The organism is Sphaerisporangium sp. NBC_01403 (genome assembly GCF_045040145.1).
Lineage (GTDB): Bacteria > Actinomycetota > Actinomycetes > Streptosporangiales > Streptosporangiaceae > Sphaerisporangium > Sphaerisporangium viridialbum.
In genome coordinates this window covers 3,905,173-3,926,227 of sequence record NZ_CP109534.1, presented here as the reverse complement: position 1 = coordinate 3,926,227, position 21,055 = coordinate 3,905,173, and the positions used below count along the sequence as shown (strand labels likewise).

Here is a 21,055-nt window from a genome sequence, read left to right as displayed (position 1 = left end):
GCCGTGCACCTGCGTCGCTGTCATGCGGCCTGATGCCTGGCCGGCGTCGATCTCGCTGCCCGCAGCGAGATCGGTCGCCAAGAGAAGAGCCGACGGCAACCCCTCGCCTGGCACCAAGTTGCCGGGCAACTTGCTGCCTGGTCCGACCACTTTCATGAGACGGCGGTAAACATAAGAGTAGTGCCGTGCGACGGCATCGGTTCCTGAACGGGAATTCCAATGGCAATGGTCTACGGCGGGCGTCGAATCTGCCGCGATTTCCGGACCACCGACGAAGAATTTTCCCCCAATTCGGCGTCCGCTTTCGGCCGCGACTCGACCTGAGGACGCCGAAGAAGATCTGATGTATATGGCCACGCTAACGCTGACCGCGACCGAGACGGCCGCCCGGCGTTGGCTCGAAGCCGAGCTTGTGACCGACATTCTGTGGGCCACGGCCGTTCCGGCCGACTATCTGGAACATCTCCATTCCGAGGCGAGCCCGGATCGAGTCGACCTCACGTTCTTTCACCGGAGTCCGGGCCCGGCCCAGGCCAACGCCGCGGCCGTCCGCCTCTGTCGGCGGGCCCTGGACAACTCACCGGCCCTTCGTGGCTGGGTGCTGTGCAAGCACCCGTAGCGCGGCAATCCAATCTCCTGCTCAGCGCCAGAAGGACATTTCCCGAGGAGAGCACAATGGCTTCAGCCACCCCTGACCCCCGTCGTAAGGCAGCCGAACTCACCGTGCGGCCATTGCCCGCCGTCGACGCCGACGTGAAGGTCCTCGGCTCCAAGAGCTACACGAACCGGTATCTCGCGATCGCGTCACTGTCCGGGCAGGAGACGACGCTGGAGAACGCGCTCGTCTCCGACGACACCGTGTACTTCTCCCGGGGGATCGAGGCCCTGGGGCACGTGCGCGTGGACATCGATGAGGTGGGGGAGGTCATCCACGTCACGCCGACGGGCGAACCCATGCGGGCTCCGTCGCAAGAGATCTTCATGGGCGGGGCGGGGACCCCGCTCCGCTTCCTGATCTCCATGGCCGGCCACGCCTCCGGCGTGACCACGATCACCGGCAACAAGCGGATGCAGGAGCGCCCGATGGGCGACCTGCTGGTGGCGCTGCCCGCCCTCGGGGTCCAGGCGGTCAGCGTCCGGGGTAACGGATCACCTCCGATCGCGGTCACGGGTGGCTCGTTCCGCGGCGGCGCGACGCAGATCAGTGGTGCGGTGAGCAGCCAGTTCACCTCCAGCCTGCTGATCAACTCCGTGCGTGCCGCCGGCGACGTGGAGATCACCATCGTCGACGACCTCATCTCCAAGCCGTACGTCGAGATGACCATCGCCGCGCTGGCCGAGATGGGCGTGCAGATCAAGCGGGACGGGTACACCCGCTTCACCGTCCCCTCCGGGCAGAGCTTCCGCGGCGGCGCGGTCACCGTCGAGCCGGACGCCTCCGGTATGTCCTACCTCCTGGCGGCGGCGGCCGTACTCGGTGGCCGGGTCACGATCCCGGGCATCGGCGCGGATTCCCATCAGGGCGACGTCGGCCTGGTCGACGCGCTGGTGCGCATGGGATGCACGGCGTCCTTCGGCGACAACGCGATCACTCTCAGGGGCGGCGAGCTGCGCGGCATCGAGATCGACATGGAGAGCATGCCCGACGTGGTGCCGACCCTGGCGGTGGTCGCGGCCTTCGCCCGAGGTACGACGCACATCAGCAACATCGCGAGCCTGCGGGTCAAGGAATGCGACCGCATCGCGGCCGTCACCACCGAGCTCCGCAAGATGGGCATCGCCGTCGAGGAGCACCCGGACGCGATGACCATCACCGGCGGCACGCCGACCGGCGCGGTCATCGACACCTACGACGACCACCGCATCGCGATGTGCTTCGCGATCGCGGGACTCCGGACCGAAGGCGTGGTGATCCGGGATCCCGGGTGCGTCGCCAAGTCGTTCCCGACCTTCTGGCAGACCCTCGACACGCTCTACCCCGATGGGATGTCGACCCGATGAGCACGGCCACACGTGGGATCCTGCTGGTGCTGGACGGGTGGGGGCACGCGCCGCCCGCGCCGGGCAACGCGCTCAGCCAGGCGGTGACACCCCACCTCGACGCGCTGGCCGCCGAGTACCCCGCGACCCTGGTGCAGGCGTCCGGCGAAGCCGTCGGACTGCTGCCCGGAACGGTCGGCAACTCCGAGATAGGCCACATGGTGATCGGCGCCGGCCGCCCGCTGCCGTACGACAGCCTGCTGGTGCGGCAGGCGATCGACAGCGGCGCCCTTGCGGCCAACCCGTTGCTGACGGGCGTGTGCGCCGAGCTCGCCGTGAGCGGGCGAGCGCTCCACCTCATCGGGCTCTGCTCGGACGGCCAGATCCACGCCCATGTCGACCACCTGCGCGAGTTGCTGAGGGTGGCGGCCGCGGGCGGTGTGCGCGACGTATGGGTACACGCGATCACCGATGGCCGTGACGTCGCGGACGGGACCGCCGCCGCCGGCCTGGATCGGGTGGAGAAGTTCGCGGCGGAGGCGGGCGTCGGCCGCATAGCCAGCGTGGTCGGGCGCGGCTATGCGCTGGACAAGAGCGGGGACCTGGAGCTGACCCGGGCGGCCGCGCTGGCGATGGCCGACGGTGCAGGCATCAGAGTGGCGCACGCGCGTGACGCCCTCGACGGGCCCGAGCAGAGCGATGTCTGGACCCGTCCGAGCGTCGTGACCGATGCCGGCGACCTGCCACTCGGCACCGTGCGCGATGGCGACGCGGTGCTGTTCACCAACTTCCGCAGCGATCGCATCCAGCAGCTCGCCGACTTCCTGGTGACACACCTGGAACCGCGCGGGGTCACCGTACTGAGCCTCGCCCGGTACGACACCCGGGCGACCATCCCGCCGCTCGTGGACCGCGCGGACGCGTCGGGAGGCCTCGCGGACGAGCTTGAGCGGCATGGACTGCGGTCGGTCCGTATCGCGGAAAGCGAGAAGTTCGAGCACGTCACCTACTACCTCAACGGCCGCGACGAACGGGTCCGCGCCGTGGAGGAGCACGTGAGGATCGCCGGTGACGCTCCACCGGACTACCAGTCCCGCCCGGAGATGAATCTGCCCCGCGTCGTGGACGCCGTGGCGGACGCCGCCCGCCGCACCGATGTGGCCCTGGTCGTAGCCAACCTCGCCAACATCGACGTGGTCGGGCACACCGGCGACAACAGGGCCACCGTGCTGGCCGTCGAGCACACCGATGACGCGGTGGGGCGGATCTGCGCCGTCGCCCGCGACACCGGCCGCTGGGTTCTTCTGGTCGGTGACCACGGGAACGCCGAGCAGATGCTGCGGCCCGGCTCCGACGGCGGTCCACGGCCCTACGGCGGCCACACCACCAATCCCGTACCGCTTCTCCTGGTGGCTCCCCAGGGGAGAACGGACCGGCTACCCGCCGACGGCACCCTCGCCGACGTCGCACCCACCGTCCTGGCCTTGCTCGGGCATCCCCCCGGCGACGTCATGACAGGCAGACCCCTTGTGTGACCACGAGGCTCCGCGCCTGGAGCCAGCATTCAGGAGGAGAACGCCCAATGACCGAGCGGCCCCGCATCGCGCTGATCGGAGATCGTAGCTCCAAGGTGCCGGCCCATCCCCGTCTGGAAGCTCTCATTCCCCATCTGGACGCCCAGGTCGACTGGGTTCCCAGCGAAAGCATCAGCGGCTCGGAGACCCTCGCCGGGTACTCGGGGCTCTGGGTGATTCCCGGCTCGCCATACGCCTCCAAGGACGGTGTACTGCTGGCCGTCCGGCTCGCCCGAGAGACCGGCATCCCGTATCTGGGTACGTGCGGCGGCTTCCAGCACGCCTTGATCGAGTACGCGCGTAACGTGCTGGGCCTGGCCCACGCCGACGACGTGCAGTACGACCCCGACGCCGAAACCCCACTGATCACGGCCCTGTGTTGTTCGCTGGCGGGGGAGCGGTCGTCGCTTCACCTCGGGGACGGTAGCCGGCTCGCGTCCGTCTACGCGCACGCGGAACAGACGGTCGAGACCTTCCACTGCAAGTACGGCCTCAATCCCGACTATGTCGACCTCATCGAGCAGAGCTCTCTGGTGATCAGCGGCTGGGACGCCGAGAAGGCGCCCCGAGCGATCGAACTCGCCGATCATCCCTTCTTCATCGGCACCCTGTTCCAGCCGGAGCTCTCCTCGACGCCCGATTCGGTTCACCCCCTCATCGAGGCCTTCGTCGCCGCCGCGACCCGGCACGGCGAGACCACCGCCCCCAACCCCCCGACAACGCTGGAGGCTGCTGCCACATGGAAGTCCTCGTCCTGATCCTCGTCGTGGCGCTCGCCGCGGCCAACGGCGCGAACGACGTGCCCAAGGGCGTCGCCACGCTCGCCGGCGCGGGCGTCACCAAGGTCCGTACGGCCATCGTGTGGGGAACCATCGCCACCGCGCTCGGCTGTCTGGTGTCACTGACGCTCGCCTCGAAGATGACCGCCCTGTTCTCCAAGGGCATCGTCTCCGCCAGCCCGACTCCGGCCTTCGCGGTCGCGGTGCTCACCGGCACGGTGTTCTGGGTCGTCGTCGCGACCATACTCAAACTCCCGGTGTCCACCACCCACGCGCTGGTCGGGGCGCTCCTTGGAGCGGGCAGCCTGTTCGCGAGCAGTGCCGTCCAGTGGAACGGGCTGGTCATGAAGGTCGTGGTACCGCTGCTTCTCAGCATTCTCGTGGCGTACGCGATCTCGGCGGTACTCGGCATGATCACACGCAAGGTCGTGGCGATGTCGGCCGCCAGGAAGGCCCACGTCGGCGAGTACGGGGAAGGGGGAGCCGCGACGCTCACGGCGCCGAGCGAGGTGACCACGGCGCAGAAGGCGATCGGCGTAGCTCACTGGACCACCAGCGGCCTCGCCAGCTTCGCCCGCGGGCTCAACGACGCGCCGAAGATCGTGGCGATCGGCTCCTTCGCCCTGGTGGGCGGCATGACGCCGACCACTCTGCTCTTCGCCGTCACCGCCGCCATGGCGATCGGCGGCCTCGTCGCCGGGTCCCGCATCGCCGATCGGCTCGCCTACTCGGTGATCAAGATTCCACACGTGGAAGGGTTCACCGCGAACCTCACCACGGCGGCTCTGGTCGGGTTGGGCGCGACCCTGGGTCTGCCCATGTCCACTACGCAGGTGTCGGCGGGCGCCATTTCCGGCATCGCGGCCAACGACCTGTCCCGCCTCAACAAGAAGACGGTCCGCGATCTCCTGATCGCCTGGCTCTGCACGCCACCCGTCGGTGCCGCCGTCGCAGCGGGCGCGTATCTGCTGCTCACCTGATGCCTGGGCCGCCGGAGGACTCCGGCGGCCTTCCGAGTGCAACCTCTTGCTTTCACCCCATTGACAGCCGTCATGATTCGATGATCTCCTAAATAAGGATTTATCAAATCAACATCCACCACGGAGGGGCAGAAGCCATGGGTGAGCGACAGAGCACGGGTGGATTCATTTCCGGCACCGCGCAGGACGCGGCCGCGGTCGCCACCGGGTGCTGTGGCGAACCGGCCTCCGGACCGGCCGCCGCCCCGGCCGAGCTGGTCCTGCTCAAGCTGGCCGAGGAGGAGGACAGCGGCAGCGGCTGCTGCGGTGAGCCCGCCGAGACCGGCAGTAGCTGCTGCGGCTAGGCGAGCGGCGAACCCACAGCCCGGTGCACCGGCCACGACAGCGCGAGGAAGGCCCGAACCCCATGACCAAGACCGCCCAGCCCGAGATGGACGAGCGGCTCAGGGCACTGGCCGACGCGTTCGACGAGTCACGGGCGATGGCGGTCCTGCGGGCGCTCTGCGCGGAGACGCTTTCCGGCCGTGGGGTCGGTACGCCGGGCCACGACCTGGCCACCGAGCTGGTCCTCACCGAGCTGCGCGCTCTCGGACTGGAGCCGAGCCGGCAGACGTTCCCGGTGGCCGGGGTGTTCAGACTGGACTCTCCGCCCGTGTTCACCGTCAAAGGCCCGCGGCTGTCGGGCTCGCTCGAACACCGGCGCGACTACGCCGAACATCCTCGCTCGGCTCCCATGTACGCCGCCGTGGAGGGTCCGGTCGCACGGTGGGACGGAACCCCCCGGACCGGGACCTGGACCAGCATCGACCGTGTTCCCCAGGGTGACGCCTTCGCCAGGCTCGCCGCCTCGCTGCACGTCGCCGGTGGGCTCGGCCTGCTGACGCCGCAGACACCCGACGCGTCCGGTTTCCTGACCAAGCGGGTGATCGGTGACGCGCCGGTGGAGTTGCCTGTCATCGCCGTCCGGTCCGACCACCTGGCAGAAATGGACGGAAGCACGCTGAGGGCGCTCGTCCCCCTGCGGCGCGGAGCCGTGACGGGAACCAACGTCATCGTCGTCCTGCCAGGCAGCGAGCCGGCTCTTTCCAACCGGCCGGTCCTGGTCACCGCACACTACGACGGTGTCGGCGCCGATCCCGAGCGGCACTTTCCCTGCGCCGGTGACAACGCCAGCGGGACGGCCGTGCTGCTGGAGGCCGCCCGGACGCTGGTCGCCCAGCGATTCAGGGCCGCACGTCCCATCGTCTTCGCCGCGCTCGACGCGGAAGAGGTCGGTGCCCGAGGTTCCCGGCACCACGCGAGAAGCCTCGTCGCCGCCGGTTATAGGCCCGATGTCGTCAACCTGGACATGGCGGGGAAGTTCAACGGCGCGGTGGCCGCCGACCTCGGGCCGGAGACGAGCACGATCAGGGACGTCCTGGACCAGGCGGGACGCATGCTGGGGATCCCGCTGGCCGCCGGACCGGTGGCGTCCGACAACCGGCAGTACGCGTCGGCCGGACTGCCCGCGGTCGGGCTCGGCCTGGGAGCGGCCCATTACCACTCCCCGCTGGACACCCCTGACCGCATCGAGCCGAGCGCTCTGCGCATGGCAGGTCGCCTGCTGCTGGTCACCGTCGCCCGCCTGGCCACCGATGCCACGCGGGAGACCGGCCACCAGAAGAACCTGGGCCATCCGGGCTCACAACACAACGCCAACATCGCATAAGGAGTAACGATGGCGACCGCAGCGCCGAACATTTCCACCCAGCTCATCCAGCTCGCCCCCGAGGTGCGGGACAGCCACGCCGACTTCTCCGCCAGCTACCAGAGCTTCTTCAACTCGGTCTTCGACGGCGGAGCCCTGGACCCCAAGGCCCGAGCCGCGGTGGCGCTGGCCGCCGCCTTGTTGCTGGGCAGGGAGGAGACGGTGCGTTCGTTCCTCGCGGCGGCCAAGCAGATAGGCCTGGGGAACGAGGAGATCGGCCAGGTCGCCGGCATCGTCGAGGTACTGAAGCTCGACGCGCTCCAGCGCCCCGCTCAGACCGCCGCGGCCGCACCCGCCAAGAAGGCGAACACCTGCTGCTAGAGGCCGTCCGCACCATCGCCAAGGAACGGAGCGCCGATGACAGGCGACGGCAAGACCCCGGCGGACACCGTCGTCCTCATCGGCGGCCGTGCCGAACGGGAGTTCGCCCTGCTGCGCGAGCTCGGCTACCGGATCCTCCACCTGGACCGGCGCGTGCCGCTGCACTGCATGCCCTGGGCCGATGTGCCGATCGACGTGGACGTCGACGACTGGGACCTCGTGTCCAAAGTGATCAGGGGCCAACTCGACGGGGCTCCACCTGCCGCCGTCCTGACACATGTGGAGCCCCGGATCCCGTTGATGGCTCACCTCTCCGGGCAACTGCTGCCCGACCCGAGAGGGCTGACCGTGGAAGCGGCGTGGAACTGCCGTGACAAGTGGCGCACCCGGAACCGGCTACGTGAGGCAGGACTTCCCGTACCAGGATTCGGGCTCGCCGGCGATGTGGACAGCGCGGTCCGGGTCGCCTCCGAGGTCGGGCTGCCAGTGGTGGTCAAGCCGAGGGACGGGGCCGGTGCCTTCGGCGTGCGGCGCTGTCTCACCCTGGACGAGGTCCGGCGGGCGGCGGACGCCATCCTGGAGGATCCCGGGCCGGGAACGCAGGTAGGCGTACTGATCGAGGAGTACATAGACGGGCCCGAGTACGCCGTGCAGACTCTGACGCAGAATGGGCGGACGCGCGTGCTGAGCGTCTTCCGGCAGCACATGACCGAGCCGCCGATCTTCGTAGAGATCGGTTACGAGCATCCGAGCGGCCTCGGCGACAGCGACCGTACGGCGCTGTCCGAAGTCGTCACGTCAGCACTGGCGGCACTCGGGGTCACCGACTGGATCAGCCACACCCAGGTGCGCCTGGGCCCGGCTGGATTCCGGATCGTCGAGGTCAACGCGCGACGTCCGGGCGGCCGGCTGGTGGAGATGACCACGGCGGTGTCCGGGGTCGACATGACCAGGGCGGTCTCGCAGCTCGCGCTCGGGCTGCCGGTCACCGTCGAGCAGCCGCGGGCCACCCACGCCCTGTACAGCAGCGTCGTCTTCGACGAGCCGGGGTTCGTGACGTACCGGACGGGAATCGACGTCTCCGGTTTCCGGGGCACACCGCCGCCGATCGTCGAGATCGAGGTCTCGCCGGGTGAGCCCGTGCTGCCGATGGACCATCCGGAAGGCGGGGTGTACGGCCGGATCGTCGTCTTCGGACACTCGTCGGGAGAGGTCGCCGACGGGGTCCACCGGATCCGGGAGGCGCTCGGGCTCCAGGTGAACCGCCTTGATGACCTCAGCTGGTCGGGATCGGACAGCCGTGAATTCAAGTCGTGCTGCTGAGGTGACCATGACAAGTCGTACGACCACACTGATGGGCCCCCGGGTACTCGGCGAACCGGCCGGCGAATATCGCGTGGAGCTGGCCCGCGGGGTAGCCGAGATCGACCGGGATCTCTGGAACGACGTGGTTCGCCGCGGTGACGGTGCCGTCTTCCACGCCTGGGAATGGCTCGCCGCATTCGAGGAGGCGCCCCCGGGGGTGTTCGAACCCGCGCATCTGCTGGCGTACTCGGGTGATGAGCTGGTGGGCGTATGCCCGGCCTACCTGGTGCACGAGTGCCCGCGCCTGGACTACGCGATGTCCCTCGGAGCACCTGCCGCCCTGCGGGGGACCGGCCCTGTCCTGCTCGCGCACAGCCTCGCGGGACTGCGCGGCGGGCCCCTGGCGCTACCTGGCCATCGGAACGCCGCGCGGGCGCTGGTCGCCGGTCTCGAACGTGCCGCGTCCGCACTGGACGCGTGGGCCTGGGGAATCGCGAACGCCCCCGCCGACGGCCTGGCCGGATGGCTGCTGGGCCAGGGATACGCGGCGGCGCACATGACCACGGCCTACCAGCTCGACACGACCTTCTCGACCCCGGGGGAGTACTGGAACACGTTGCCGGGCCGCCGTCGGCGCAAGCTGTGGCGTGAGCAGCGTCAGCGCGCGGAGGGCCTGGTCATCGCCGAGAGCCCACCGGACGCCGACACGATGGTGCGGCTCACGCATGCCCTGCTCCACGAGCATGGCACGCCGGTCGACGTGTTCCCCGAAGGCTATCTCCGTGCCCTTCGCCGGCATCTTCGGGCTTACGAGAGGACCATTGTCGCCGCCGACGAGACGGGTGAGGTCCTGGCCATGTTCGCCGGATGGCAGTTCGGTTCGGAGTGGTCGTTGTGGATCGCCGGGCTCCAGACCGCGCGCTACTCCTCGTTCGAGCCCTACCACTCGATGCTGGCGCACACCATCGAAGCCGCGATCAGGTCCGACACCCGCGTGCTCAACCTCGGCCGGGGCAATGCGCCGATCAAACGCCGGTACGGCACCGTGGGCACACCGCTGTTCCTGGTGGTGAAGGCGGCGGACCGGCGCCACGACGCGCTGCTGCACGCGTGGTGCCGGGTACTGGAGGTCCGCGGCCAGGGTTCGCCGGACGGGCTCGAAGTAGTGAGCAGGTGCTGCTGATGCCCGAACCGATCAGTGACGGCCGGCCGAGCGTCGTGTGCGTATCGGGCCGCAGGGTCGTGGACGTGATGGCGGCGATGGACGTCCGTACGGTCCTCCTCGGGGATCCGACGCCGATCGACCTCGCCTGTGCGGTAGACGTGCCGATGGACCTCGACCTCGACGACTGGCCGGGAACCGAGGCGGCGGTCCGGTGGCTCCACGACGCGCGGCCTCTCGACGCGGTGCTCAGCGTCTACGATCCCTACCTTCCCCTGGCCAGCTATCTCGCCGCTCGCCTCGATGTGGCAGGACTCGCGTTGCCGGCGGCACTGAACTGCGACAACAAGCTCCGGATGCGGCTGACCCTCGAAGGAGGCGGCATCGCCGGGCCGGCGTACGCCGTCGTCGGGGACCCGGACGAGGCGGAGGCCGCAGCACGGCGGCTGGGATACCCCGTCCTGGTGAAGAAGATCACCGCCGCCGGAGGCCGCGGCACCCTGCTGTGCCGGACCCCAGGGGAGGTCGCGGGAGCGGTCACCGCGTTGCACGGGGAGGCGAACCCGAACCTGCTGGTCGAGGAGTTCGTCGACGGCCCGGAGTACGCCGTACAGACGGTCACGAGCGCCGGAGTCACCGAAGTGATCAGCATACTCGCGCAGCACTCGGCGACCGGGGCGCGACCGGTCGAGACCGGCTACGACTTCCCAAGCGGGCTGGGCGATCAGGGCGAAGAGGCCTTGGGCCGGTTCGTGGGAGAGGCCCTGCGGGTGCTCGGTTTCGACAGCGGCATCGCGCACACGCAGGTCCGGTTCGGCCGATCGGGCCCAATCGTGATCAATGTCAGCGCACGCCCGCCCGGTGGACTGCTGTGCGCGGTCACCGAAGCCGTCTCCGGCGTGGACATGGTACGGGCCGCGGTCGAGGTGGTACTCGGCCGGCCCGTGACCCGGCGGGCGCCGGTGGCCGGCTATGCGAGGTACCGCTGCGTGACCTTCGACGTGGCCGGCGCCGTCGGCTACGACGCCCGGGCGCTCGCGGAGGCCGGTGAGGGCACCGTATCCCCCGTCGTCTCGATGGACGTCGAGCCGGGGGAAGAGGTGCTTCCCGTCGATCATCTCGACGGCGGAGTGTACGGCCGGATCGTGATCTATGCCGACTCGGAGGCCGAGTTGGCGCCCGCGTACCAGCGTGTCGCCGACGCACTGCGGCTGCGCGTCGACCAGACCAGCGCATAGGGCACGTGGTGCCCACATGAGGATGGTGACCTACACGTGTCAGACAACGCGGTATCGCACGAGAGGGCAGAGCGGACGCGCGTGCTCGTCCTGGGCGGACAGCGCACCGTCAGGATGCTCAAGGAACGGACCGACTACGAGGTGGGGTTCGCCGACGAGTCCATGCCGTTCGAGCTCATGGCGGCGGCGGACATCCCGATCGAGGTCGACTTCGACGACTGGGACGCGGTGGTGGACCAGGTCCGGCGGGTGCACGCGATCCGGCCGTTCGACGCGGTGGTCACCCAGGTCGACCGCCTCGTCCCGCTGGCAGGCGTGCTCCGCGAGCGGCTGGGACTGACCACCGGCATCACGGCCGAAGCCGCCCGGAACTGTAACGACAAGGCGGCCACGCACATCCGGCTGGCCGAGGCCGGCATCGCGGTCACGCGGCACCTGATCGTCTACAGCCCCGAGCAGGGGATCACGGCCGCGAAGGAGATCGGCCTGCCCGTCATCGTCAAGCCCAGGGACGCCTCAAGCGCCGCGGGACTGATGCACTGCGCCACCACCGACGAGGTCTCGCAGGCCGTCGCGGACATCATCGACGGCGGCCGTGACAGCGCGCTGGTCGAGGAGTACCTGATCGGCCGCGAGATCGGCGTGTTCGCCAGCCGCACGGCCGGTGAGACGAAGGTTCTGTTCGTCTTCGACGGCGAGGTCGGCCCGCCCCCGAAGTTCGTCAAGCTGGGAGGGTGGTTCCCCAGTGTCCTGGACCAGAGCGAGCTCTCGCAGCTCGACGAGCTGACGAAGCTGACTCTGGCCGCCGTTGGCCTGGACGACTGGGTGGCGTTGCTGCAGTTCATCCTCACCGAGTCCGGACCCAGGATCGTCGAGATCAACCCGCGTGTGGCCGGAGGGCAGGGTGTCGCGCTGATCGCGGCGACCACCGGGTACGAGCCGACGCTGGTGGCGGTGGAGGCCGCTCTCGGCCGGCAGATGGAGCCGGACGAGCCGAGTGCCGCGATCGGCCTGTACCGCAGCGTCGTCTTCGAGGAGGAAGGGAGGCTGTGGTACCGGGAGCAGGCGCTCCATGACGTCACCGGGCTGGAGTCGCCGGTGGCGCCTCTGGTCGAGATCGACGTGAGACCGGGAGAGGCCGTCCTGGCGATCAACCACCCACGGGGCGGGGCGTTCGGCCGCGTCGTCGTGGTGGGCGGCAGCCAGGAAGAGGTCTCCCGCGACTACGAGCGGATCATGGAGCGGCTGGACCTACGCGTGGAACCGCTGGAGAACGCCGAGGACGAGGTAGCGAAACCGCACACCTCCTGCTGCTGAGACTTCAGGGCGTGACCGCGTCCGCACGACCTCTTGACTGAGGTCAGCCGATCTGATTCGATAATCTTGGAATTACCAAATCAGCGAGGAGGGTGTCATGGCGGAAGACATGATCGGCTCGGGCTGCTGCGAGACCAGCGGTATCGAGGACGCCGCCGAAGACGGCGCCGAATGCAGCTGCGCGTGTGCCTGCTGCGACTAGCCAGGGCCAGTACGTGTAACCAGGCGCGGTCCGCGTCCTGATGGGCGCGACCGTGCCGCACGTCAGGGGTAGGCCGGAAGGAAGAGGGAAGTGAAAGAGTCACTTCACGCGCTCCGTTTCATCTACGGATATCCGCTTCGCTACCGCGGTGCGATGATCCTGGCCACGGCCACCATGCTGGCCGGGCTGCTGAGCAGCATCGCCGTACCCCTGATCATCCGTGTGGCGATCGACACCGGTGTCCTCGGTGGTGACCCCGGCCTGCTGCTCATGATCGCTCTTGGTGTCCTCGCCGTCGGCGCGGCCTCCGCGGCCCTGCTCCACCTCGGCAAGCAGCTTCGCTTCAACGTCGCCAGCAGGGCCGTCAATGATCTGCGCCACGATCTGTTCCGTAAGCTCCTCCAACTGGGTCCCGCCGACACGGCGGAGGCGTCCGGAGGCCGGGCGCTGACCCGTCTGGTCTCCGACGCGGTCTTCGTCCGCGGGCTGACGAACGGTGGCCTGCTGGAGCTGTTCAACCAGCTCCTGGTCACCTCGGTGATGTACGTGGTGGCGCTGTTCATCGACGTCCGCACCACGATCGTGGCCTCGCTTCCCCTGGTGATCGTGATTCTCGGCAACCTGACCGTGCAGGGACGCCTTCAGAAGGTGTTCGTCGACGTCAAAGGCCAGTTCACGAACCTGCTGTCCGGAGTCGGGGAGTCCCTGTCGAACATCGGCGTGGTGAAGTCGTTCGGCCGCGAGGACGCCGCCTCCGACCGGCTCCACAAGATCAACGAAGAGCTCTCCGCCCGCAGGGGCAGCATGAAGACCACCTACAGCCGGTGGGAGGCGGCCCTCAACGTCGTCGGCGCCCTGCCGACGCCGATCGCCCTGTGGCTGGGCGGAAGCGCGGTCGTGGATGGCCGGCTCACCGTGGGCAGCCTGGTGGCCCTGACCGCACTGATCATGATGGTCCAGATGAGCATGCACATGGTGACCATGCACGCGAACGGGATCTTTCGCTCGGTGGTGATCGCTCAGCGACTGCTGCGGATCGTCGACGCGCCCTCCGTGCTGACGCTACGACCCGGCACCCGTCCCATGCCGGCTCCCACCGGGGCGCTGTCCGCCACCAACCTCGTCGTCCAGATCGGTGAACGGCTGGTCGTCAACGACGTGAGCCTGGTCGTGAAGGCCGGTGAGGCGATCGCCCTGGTCGGACCCACCGGTGGCGGCAAGACGACCCTGCTGCACGCCCTCTCCCGCCTGCGCGACGCCCATTCGGGAGTCGTCGCCTACGACGGCACCGACATCCGGGAGTACGACCTGGAGTCGGTCCGGCGGCAGGTGGTGTGCCTGCCGCAACGGCAGTGGATCTTCGAGGGAACGCTCGAGGACAACATCCGCTTCGCCCGGCCCGACGCCACCGCCGAAGAGGTCGCCGAAGCGGCGACTGCCGCAGGCCTGGGGGAGTTCCCCCTCTCACGCGAGCTGGCCGCCAACGCCGTGGACCTCTCCGCGGGGGAGCGACAGCGCGTCGGCCTCGCGCGGGTGCTGCTCGTCGACCCGGCGGTCCTGTTCCTGGACAACCCCACCGCGAACCTCGACGCCGAAACCGAGGCGGAGCTGCTCGACACCATCGTGCGGGTCCAGCGAGGCAGAACCCTCATCATCGCGACCCAGCAACTCGCGGTCGCCCGATACGTCGACCGCGTCATCGCGCTCAAAAACGGCCTGCTCGTGGCTCCGGAGACCCTGTCGCCGGAAGAGACGGCCGGTGACGCTGATCCGGCCGTACGGCCGCTCGCGCCCGCCGGCATGCCGGAAGGGGGCCAGGGCAATGGCTGAGCCGGCTTCGGTTGAGACGGTCCTTGAGCCGGGCGAGGTCAACCAGACGCTACGCCGGGCGGTCCGGCGGTTCCTCCCCTACCTGCGCCCCCACGTGGGCTGGCTCGCGGTGGCGACCCTGGTCACCATCCTCAGCTCCGTTCTGACGATCGCGCAGATGTACACCGTCATGATCGGTGTGGGTCATATCGTCACCGGCAACATGCAGGCCGTCGCGGGAACGGCGATCAACCTGATCGTCCTCGCCGTGCTGGACAACATCATCCGCATCACCTACAACATCGCGATGATCCGCGTCAACGAGCGGATCACCGTGACCCTCCGGAACGACCTCGTCGCGCGGCTGCACAACGTCCAGCTGTCGCGTCATGTCTCCCAGGCCAGCGGGACCTGGGTCACCCGGGTCCTGTTCGAGGCCGAGCGGTTCCGCGGATTCCTCACCAAGACCGGCATGGAGCTCGTGCAGAGCATCTTTTGGTTCATCGCCTTCGCGGTGTTCCTGCTCGCGCTCAGTCCCGGCGTGGCCCTGCCGACGCTCGTCGTCATCCCGATCATGGTGTTCGTCGCCCTGCGCTGGACCCGGTATCTCAAGTCCGACACCCAGCGCCAGCGCGAGGGGTGGGACAGCATGGTCGGCTACCTGAACCAGCGCATCGACGGGCTCGCCGACGTCCGCGCCTTCGGCCAGGAAGACAGCGTCATGGCCGACCTGGAGCGGCGGTCCGCCGAGTACACCGTCGTCCACAACAGGCTGTCGACGAAGCGGCTGTGGCTCACGTCGTACCTCGGCTTCACCGTCCACATCGCCCTGGCACTGCTGATCTTCTTCGGCGGACTCCAGATCATCAACGGCCATCAGCTCGGGTCGGGCTTCTTCTTCGACATGGCCGCCGGCATGATGCCGATGACCTGGATGCTGCTGGGCACCAACACGATGATGGCCTCGATGGGCATGGCCCAGGGCGCGGCGCTGGCCGCCGGCACGCTGGCCGCGTTCGCGCTGTTCTCCAAGCGGATGCTCAACCCGGTGAGGGACGTCGCGAACCAGCTGGGCCAGGCCTCGGACATGGCCGTGTCGGCACAGCGCATCCTCGAAGTGCTGGACCTGCCAGAAGAGGAGGACACCGGCGAGCCGCTGCCCGAGGTCCAGGGTCACCTGGAGATCGACCAGGTGAGCTTCGCCTACGGCGACGGGACCGAGGTCCTGCACGACGTGTCGCTGGAGGCTCACGCCGGGGAGCACATCGGAGTCGTCGGCGCCAGCGGCGCGGGCAAGAGCACGCTCATGCAGCTCCTGGTCAGGTTCTACACGCCGACCTCAGGCGCGATACGCGTCGACGGCCACGACCTGTCGCAGGCGACCAAGTCGTCCGTACGTACCCAGGTTCTGCTGGTCACCCAGGAGGCCCAGCTCTTCGACGGGACCGTGGCGGAGAACATCAGGTTCGGCCGGCCGGATGCCACCGATGAGCAGGTCATCGAGGCCGCTCGGGCGGTGGGCGCGGACGAGGTGATCGACGAGCTGGGTGACGGCTACCAGACCAAGGTAGGAGAGCGCGGAGCGCGGCTGTCCGTCGGCGAACGGCAGCTCGTCGCCCTCGCGCGGGCCATGCTCGCGGACCCCAGAGTGATCATCCTCGACGAGGCCGTGTCCAGCGTCGACCCGGCCCGTCAGCGAATCGTGCTCGCGGCGATCCGGCGGCTGCTGGAAGGCCGCACCGCCGTGGTCGTCGCGCACTGGCTCTCTCTCGTCGAAGACCTCGACCGCGTGTTCGTCGTCGAGGAGGGCCGGATCGTCGAGTCCGGCAGACCCGTGGAGCTTCTCACGGGTGACAGCAGGCTCGCCGAGCTGTGCAAAGTCCAAACCGGAGAAACCGTCGTACAACCCGCTGGAAGGAAGTAACCCCATGTCTGTCACCGAACAGAGCCTCGGTCAGCTGTTCTGGTCGGCCGCCCAGAGCGAGCCGCTGCCCACCGCCAAGGCGGAGGCGAAGAGCTCGTGCTGTGGCCCCAAGCCCGCCGCCGAGACCAAGGCCGCCCCGGCCGCGAAGAGCTCCTGTTGCGGACCCAAGCCCGCCGAGGACGCCGCCAAGGACGCCGAATCCGCCCCCGTCGCTAAGAGCTCATGCTGCGGATAGCACCGCGCCAATGGACGAGGAGGGAACCGATGAGCAGGCGCTCACTTCACGCTGTGGCGGCCACGATCGTCCTGGCCGCGACCGTGGCGGGCTGCGCACAGAGCAGGGCTGACGACACCACGTCACCCGCCGCGTGCCTGACCCAGAAGCAGAGCGCCGGTCTCACGGTGCAGTTCACCACGAGTCCGTGCCCCGCCCAGGGAGGGACGGCCACCACTGCACAGGTCACCATCAAGGACTCCGCGGGTGCCCTCGTCCAGGACGCCGCTGTGAAGGTCAACTACGACATGCCGAGCATGAACATGCACGGCGGGGAACAGTCGGCCACCCGCAACGGCGACGCGTACGAGTCCAGGCTCGTGCTCGGCATGTCAGGAGTCTGGGTGGTGAACGTCCAGGTCAGCCGAGGGTCGGGCGCACCGGCCGCCGTGCGGTTCGACGTCAAGGCCAAGTAGGGGGACACCATGCTCAGTCGTCGTGCGGCGCGGTTGCCGCCATCAAGCACAGCGGCACTGGACGCGCATGCCAAGCAGCTCGCCGAGGACGGGGTCGACGTCATCAACCTCACCAGTGGTGAGGTCGACTTCCCGACGCCGGACCAGGCATGCGATGGCGGCATCAACGCGATAACGAGTGGTTTCACCAGATATACGGCCGTAGCCGGTATCTCGCCACTCCGCCAGGCCGTCGCCGCACGGCTGACCCAGGCGTGGAATGCTCCCCACCTCGGCGAGGAAGTCGTCATCACCAACGGCGCCAAGCAGGCCCTCGCGAACGCGTTCATGACACTTCTCGACCCGGGCGACGAAGTCCTCATCCAGGCGCCCCACTGGGTCAGCTTCCCGCACATGGTCACGCTCGCCGGCGGCACTCCCGTGATCATCCCGACCGGGCCTGACACCGGCTTCAAGATGACGCCACAGGCGGTCGCCGAGCGGATCACGCCGCGCACCAAGGTGCTGCTCGTCAACAGCCCGTCGAATCCAACGGGCGTGGTGTACGAGCGAGCGGAGTTGGAGGCACTGGCCGAGGTGGCCCTACGCGCCGGCCTCACCATCGTCAGCGACGAGATCTACGGGGATCTGGTCTACGAGGACGCACAGTTCACCAGCGTCGCTTCGCTCGGCCACGATGTCCGGGCCCAGACCGTCACGGTCGGCGGCCTGTCGAAGACCTTCGCGATGACGGGATGGCGGGTGGGGTTCGCCGCCGGACCCGAACCCGTGGTCTCCGCGATGGCCGCGCTGCAGGGGCACACGACCTCAGCCGCGTCGTCGATCTCCCAGCATGCCGCCCTCGCGGTGCTGCGCGACGAGCCTGTGGCAGAGCTCCAGCGGCGGAGGTCCGCGCTGGACGAGCGCCGGCGTCTGCTCTGCGAAGGCCTGTCCGAACTCCCGGGGTTGCGACTCGCCGTCGAGCCCAAGGGGGCGTTCTTCGCCTTTGTCGACGTGACCGGCACGTACGGGCTGGACGCGCACGGCGAGACGATCAGCAGCGCCGCCACCTTCGCGGATCAGCTCCTACGAACCGCTCGGGTCGCGGTCGTGCCCGGCGCCGACTTCGGCGCCCCTCACCACATCCGGATCTCCTACGTCGCCGCCCCCGGCGTACTGGGAGAGGCATTGAGTCGCATCCAGAACTTCCTGACGGCCGCTCCTGAGAACACGGTCACCACAGGCGGCCGGTAAACCCGCTCAACATCGCGATCCCGCCGGGCGCCCCGGCTGGAAAGGAACAACGCTATGAGCCTCGTCACCACTTACGCGGTCGAAGGCATGACGTGCGGCGGATGCGCCAAGCGCGTGCGAACCGCGCTCGACGACGCAATCCCGGGACTCGACGGCATCGACATCGACCCCAAGGCCGGCCGGGTACAGATCACCACCGATGTCCCGGTCTCCGAGGAGGCCATCCAGGCGGCAGTGGAGAAGAGCGGATACCGGTTCGCCGGAGTCCTGTCGTGAGGAGCAGCGTCAAGGTCGCGGGATTCCTGGCGCTGCTGGCCGTGGTCTTCGTGCTCGCTTACTTACTGGGAACCCTCGTGCCTCCCGTGGAGCTGTAGGCGCGGTCGAGAGGAGACAAGCCTGTGTCCGGATCAGCTCCGACGCTCGCGGCGCGGTCAGAGGTGACGCTGTTGATCGGCGGCATGACCTGCGGTTCGTGTTCGGCCCGTATCGAACGCAAGCTCAACCGCATGGACGGCGTGCGGGCCGAGGTGAACCTGGCCATCGAGCAGGCGCACGTCGAGTACGACGACAGCGTGTCGGTGGACGAATTGATCGCCGTGGTGGAACGCCTCGGCTACACCGCCGCTCTCCCCGACCCCGAGCCCGTGGCCGAGGAGAGCACGGTGCCCGAGGAGCGCTCCGACGAGGAGGCGCTTGCCGTCAAGCGCCGGCGGCTCGTGATATCGGCGGCGCTCACCGTGCCGATCATCGCGATGGCGATGATCACACCGCTTCAGTTCAACTACTGGCAGTGGCTCTCGTTGACGCTGGCCGCACCCGTGGCGGTCTGGGGCGCGTGGCCGTTCCACGTCGCGGCCTGGAAGAACCTGCGGTACGGGTCCGCCACGATGGACACCCTCATATCGCTCGGCGTGATCGCGTCGTTCGGCTGGTCGGTCTACGCGCTGTTCTTCGGCTACGCGGGGCTTCCCGGCATGCGAATGCCGTTCGTGATGCGGCCCTCAGCAGGTGAAGGGCTGCATCACATCTACCTCGAGGTCGCCACCAGCCTCACCGTCTTCATCCTCGCGGGGCGTTACGCCGAGCACCGATCCAAGCGTCAGGCAGGAGCGGCGCTGCGTGCCCTGCTGGAGCTCGGCGCCAAGGACGTCGCGGTGTTCAGGAACGGCCGCGAGGTACGCGTGCCCGTCGAGCGCCTCGCGGTCGGAGAGCTCTTCATCGTCCGGCCGGGCGAGAAGATCGCCACCGACGGGATCGTCGTCGAAGGCACCTCCGCCGTGGACGCCTCCATGCTGACCGGTGAGAGCGTGCCGGTCGAGGTGGCTCCGGAGGACCCGGTCGTGGGCGCCACCGTGAACACCAGCGGACGTTTGATCGTCCGGGCGGCCCGAGTCGGTGCCGACACCCAGCTCGCGCAGATAACCCGGCTGGTCACCGAGGCACAGGCCGGCAAGGCGCCCGTCCAGCGACTTGCCGACCGGGTGGCCGCGGTGTTCGTCCCCATCGTGGTGGCGGTGGCCATGGCCGCCTTCGGGTTCTGGCTCGGCAACGGCCTCGACGTCGCCGGCGCGCTGACCGCCGCCGTGTCGGTCCTGGTCGTCGCCTGCCCGTGCGCGCTCGGACTGGCGACGCCGACCGCGCTGCTGGTGGGTACCGGTCGCGGAGCCCAGCTGGGCATTCTCATCCGCGGCCCGGAGATCCTGGAGTCGACCAGGCGGATCGACACCATCGTCCTCGACAAGACGGGAACGGTCACCACCGGTTCCATGCGACTGTCGGACGTCGTCGCGGGACCCGGCGAGGACGCCGACGAGGTGCTCCGGCTCGCCGGTGCGCTGGAGAACGCCTCGGAGCATCCGATAGCGAAGGCCATCGCAGCAGGCGCCTGGGATCGCTTCGGAGCGCTGCCCGCCATCGCCGGCTTCGAAGGCAGCGCCGGGCTGGGCGTCCGAGGTGAAGTGGACGGGAAGGCCGTACTCGTCGGCCGGGCGCACTGGCTGGAGGCCGAGATGCCGGCGCCGCCGGAGTTGAGACGAGGTCACGACGACGCGGAGAGTCTCGGTCTCACACCTGTCCTCGTCAGCTGGGACGGGCGGGTGCGAGGCATGCTCGTCGTCGCCGACACCGTCAAACCGACCAGCGCGGAAGCCGTGGAACAGCTGCGGCGGCTCGGGCTCAAGCCGATCCTGCTGACCGGTGACAACAAGCGGGCAGCGCGGACGGTGGCCGGGCAGGTCGGGATCGCCGACGTGGAATCCGAAGTGCTGCCGGCCGACAAGGTCGCCGTGATCAAGCGGCTTCAGCGGGACGGGCGGGTGGTCGCGATGGTCGGGGACGGAGTGAACGACGCCGCGGCCCTCGCTCAGGCCGACCTGGGAATCGCCATGGGCACGGGCACGGACGCCGCCATCGAGGCCGGGGACATCACCCTCATACGCGGGGACCTGCGCGCGGCGGCGGATGCGGTCCGGCTCTCCCGGCGTACGCTCGGAACGATCAAGGGCAACCTCTTCTGGGCCTTCGCCTACAACGTCGCCGCCGTTCCCCTGGCCGTGCTCGGCCTGCTGAACCCGATGATCGCCGGGGCCGCGATGGCGGCGTCGAGCCTGTTCGTGCTCACCAACAGCCTGCGACTGCGCCGGTTCCGGGCCTCCGCGGCGACACCGGCGCCGGGCGGGACCGTGGCGGCGGTGTCTCCCGGTGAGCCGAAGCCGGATCGGGAACTCCAGGTGGTCACGGCGAGCGGGGACAGCTAGCTGGGATCCGTCGCAGTGGTCACGCCGTGGACGGGCGA

19 protein-coding genes are annotated in these 21,055 nt (G+C 68.9%); all 19 read left to right on the top strand.

Annotation, left to right across the window (positions count from 1 at the left end; genetic code table 11):
• Positions 1-343: 343 nt before the first annotated feature.
• A complete protein-coding gene (locus OG589_RS17860; RefSeq protein ID WP_405150453.1) occupies positions 344-619 on the top strand; it encodes a hypothetical protein in 276 nt (91 codons plus the stop codon).
• Positions 620-675: 56 nt separating this feature from the next.
• Positions 676-2,001 carry a 3-phosphoshikimate 1-carboxyvinyltransferase gene (gene aroA, locus OG589_RS17855; RefSeq protein ID WP_405150451.1) on the top strand — a complete coding sequence of 442 codons (1,326 nt, stop codon included), beginning with the start codon at positions 676-678 and terminating at the stop codon, positions 1,999-2,001.
• The gene (gpmI, locus tag OG589_RS17850) at positions 1,998-3,515 is read left to right on the top strand and encodes a 2,3-bisphosphoglycerate-independent phosphoglycerate mutase (RefSeq protein ID WP_405150449.1); all 1,518 of its coding nucleotides are present in this window, start codon (positions 1,998-2,000) and stop codon (positions 3,513-3,515) included. Before aroA ends, gpmI begins: the two co-directional genes overlap by 4 nt.
• A gap of 47 nt (positions 3,516-3,562) precedes the next feature.
• Positions 3,563-4,312, top strand: a complete 750-nt coding sequence (locus OG589_RS17845; RefSeq protein WP_405150447.1) for a glutamine amidotransferase-related protein — start codon at positions 3,563-3,565, stop codon at positions 4,310-4,312.
• Positions 4,294-5,313 carry an inorganic phosphate transporter gene (locus tag OG589_RS17840; protein WP_405150445.1) on the top strand — a complete coding sequence of 340 codons (1,020 nt, stop codon included), beginning with the start codon at positions 4,294-4,296 and terminating at the stop codon, positions 5,311-5,313. The genes OG589_RS17845 and OG589_RS17840 overlap by 19 nt, the downstream gene beginning before the upstream one ends.
• 137 nt (positions 5,314-5,450) lie before the next feature.
• Positions 5,451-5,657 (top strand): hypothetical protein, encoded by a 207-nt coding sequence (locus tag OG589_RS17835; protein WP_405150443.1) that lies wholly within the window; start codon positions 5,451-5,453, stop codon positions 5,655-5,657.
• A 62-nt stretch (positions 5,658-5,719) separates the two neighbouring features.
• Complete coding sequence (locus tag OG589_RS17830; RefSeq protein WP_405150441.1) at positions 5,720-7,021, top strand: M28 family metallopeptidase; 1,302 nt, start codon at positions 5,720-5,722, stop codon at positions 7,019-7,021.
• Positions 7,022-7,030: 9 nt separating this feature from the next.
• Complete coding sequence (locus tag OG589_RS17825; RefSeq protein ID WP_405150439.1) at positions 7,031-7,381, top strand: carboxymuconolactone decarboxylase family protein; 351 nt, start codon at positions 7,031-7,033, stop codon at positions 7,379-7,381.
• 36 nt (positions 7,382-7,417) lie between these two features.
• Complete coding sequence (locus OG589_RS17820; RefSeq protein WP_405150437.1) at positions 7,418-8,704, top strand: acetyl-CoA carboxylase biotin carboxylase subunit family protein; 1,287 nt, start codon at positions 7,418-7,420, stop codon at positions 8,702-8,704.
• 7 nt (positions 8,705-8,711) lie between these two features.
• On the top strand, positions 8,712-9,869 hold the full coding sequence (locus tag OG589_RS17815) for a GNAT family N-acetyltransferase (RefSeq protein ID WP_405150435.1): 1,158 nt from the start codon (positions 8,712-8,714) through the stop codon (positions 9,867-9,869).
• Positions 9,869-11,086, top strand: coding sequence for an acetyl-CoA carboxylase biotin carboxylase subunit family protein (locus tag OG589_RS17810; RefSeq protein WP_405150433.1), 1,218 nt, complete (start codon positions 9,869-9,871; stop codon positions 11,084-11,086). The genes OG589_RS17815 and OG589_RS17810 overlap by 1 nt, the downstream gene beginning before the upstream one ends.
• A gap of 36 nt (positions 11,087-11,122) precedes the next feature.
• Positions 11,123-12,403 (top strand): acetyl-CoA carboxylase biotin carboxylase subunit family protein, encoded by a 1,281-nt coding sequence (locus tag OG589_RS17805; protein WP_405150432.1) that lies wholly within the window; start codon positions 11,123-11,125, stop codon positions 12,401-12,403.
• Positions 12,404-12,695: 292 nt separating this feature from the next.
• Complete coding sequence (locus tag OG589_RS17800) at positions 12,696-14,435, top strand: ABC transporter ATP-binding protein (protein WP_405150430.1); 1,740 nt, start codon at positions 12,696-12,698, stop codon at positions 14,433-14,435.
• Positions 14,428-16,338, top strand: coding sequence for an ABC transporter ATP-binding protein (locus OG589_RS17795; protein WP_405150428.1), 1,911 nt, complete (start codon positions 14,428-14,430; stop codon positions 16,336-16,338). Before OG589_RS17800 ends, OG589_RS17795 begins: the two co-directional genes overlap by 8 nt.
• Positions 16,339-16,342: 4 nt before the next feature.
• Positions 16,343-16,573: a hypothetical protein gene (locus tag OG589_RS17790; protein ID WP_405150426.1), complete on the top strand. Its 231-nt coding sequence runs from the start codon at positions 16,343-16,345 to the stop codon at positions 16,571-16,573.
• Positions 16,574-16,602: 29 nt separating this feature from the next.
• Positions 16,603-17,028, top strand: coding sequence for a FixH family protein (locus OG589_RS17785; protein ID WP_405150424.1), 426 nt, complete (start codon positions 16,603-16,605; stop codon positions 17,026-17,028).
• Positions 17,029-17,037: 9 nt separating this feature from the next.
• Positions 17,038-18,261 (top strand): pyridoxal phosphate-dependent aminotransferase, encoded by a 1,224-nt coding sequence (locus tag OG589_RS17780; protein WP_405150422.1) that lies wholly within the window; start codon positions 17,038-17,040, stop codon positions 18,259-18,261.
• A 54-nt stretch (positions 18,262-18,315) separates the two neighbouring features.
• Positions 18,316-18,537 (top strand): heavy-metal-associated domain-containing protein, encoded by a 222-nt coding sequence (locus OG589_RS17775; protein ID WP_405150421.1) that lies wholly within the window; start codon positions 18,316-18,318, stop codon positions 18,535-18,537.
• Between the two features lie 182 nt (positions 18,538-18,719).
• The gene (locus tag OG589_RS17770; protein ID WP_405152063.1) at positions 18,720-21,017 is read left to right on the top strand and encodes a heavy metal translocating P-type ATPase; all 2,298 of its coding nucleotides are present in this window, start codon (positions 18,720-18,722) and stop codon (positions 21,015-21,017) included.
• Positions 21,018-21,055: the final 38 nt, after the last annotated feature.

Excerpts from the sequence above, each read along its gene's own strand:
- OG589_RS17860 (WP_405150453.1), top strand. The coding sequence starts at position 344 with ATGTATATGGCCACGCTAACGCTGACCGCGACCGAGACGGCCGCCCGG.
- aroA (WP_405150451.1), top strand. The coding sequence starts at position 676 with ATGGCTTCAGCCACCCCTGACCCCCGTCGTAAGGCAGCCGAACTCACC.
- gpmI (WP_405150449.1), top strand. The coding sequence starts at position 1,998 with ATGAGCACGGCCACACGTGGGATCCTGCTGGTGCTGGACGGGTGGGGG.
- OG589_RS17845 (WP_405150447.1), top strand. The coding sequence starts at position 3,563 with ATGACCGAGCGGCCCCGCATCGCGCTGATCGGAGATCGTAGCTCCAAG.
- OG589_RS17840 (WP_405150445.1), top strand. The coding sequence starts at position 4,294 with ATGGAAGTCCTCGTCCTGATCCTCGTCGTGGCGCTCGCCGCGGCCAAC.
- OG589_RS17835 (WP_405150443.1), top strand. The coding sequence starts at position 5,451 with ATGGGTGAGCGACAGAGCACGGGTGGATTCATTTCCGGCACCGCGCAG.
- OG589_RS17830 (WP_405150441.1), top strand. The coding sequence starts at position 5,720 with ATGACCAAGACCGCCCAGCCCGAGATGGACGAGCGGCTCAGGGCACTG.
- OG589_RS17825 (WP_405150439.1), top strand. The coding sequence starts at position 7,031 with ATGGCGACCGCAGCGCCGAACATTTCCACCCAGCTCATCCAGCTCGCC.
- OG589_RS17820 (WP_405150437.1), top strand. The coding sequence starts at position 7,418 with ATGACAGGCGACGGCAAGACCCCGGCGGACACCGTCGTCCTCATCGGC.
- OG589_RS17815 (WP_405150435.1), top strand. The coding sequence starts at position 8,712 with ATGACAAGTCGTACGACCACACTGATGGGCCCCCGGGTACTCGGCGAA.
- OG589_RS17810 (WP_405150433.1), top strand. The coding sequence starts at position 9,869 with ATGCCCGAACCGATCAGTGACGGCCGGCCGAGCGTCGTGTGCGTATCG.
- OG589_RS17795 (WP_405150428.1), top strand. The coding sequence starts at position 14,428 with ATGGCTGAGCCGGCTTCGGTTGAGACGGTCCTTGAGCCGGGCGAGGTC.
- OG589_RS17790 (WP_405150426.1), top strand. The coding sequence starts at position 16,343 with ATGTCTGTCACCGAACAGAGCCTCGGTCAGCTGTTCTGGTCGGCCGCC.
- OG589_RS17785 (WP_405150424.1), top strand. The coding sequence starts at position 16,603 with ATGAGCAGGCGCTCACTTCACGCTGTGGCGGCCACGATCGTCCTGGCC.
- OG589_RS17780 (WP_405150422.1), top strand. The coding sequence starts at position 17,038 with ATGCTCAGTCGTCGTGCGGCGCGGTTGCCGCCATCAAGCACAGCGGCA.
- OG589_RS17775 (WP_405150421.1), top strand. The coding sequence starts at position 18,316 with ATGAGCCTCGTCACCACTTACGCGGTCGAAGGCATGACGTGCGGCGGA.
- OG589_RS17770 (WP_405152063.1), top strand. The coding sequence starts at position 18,720 with ATGACCTGCGGTTCGTGTTCGGCCCGTATCGAACGCAAGCTCAACCGC.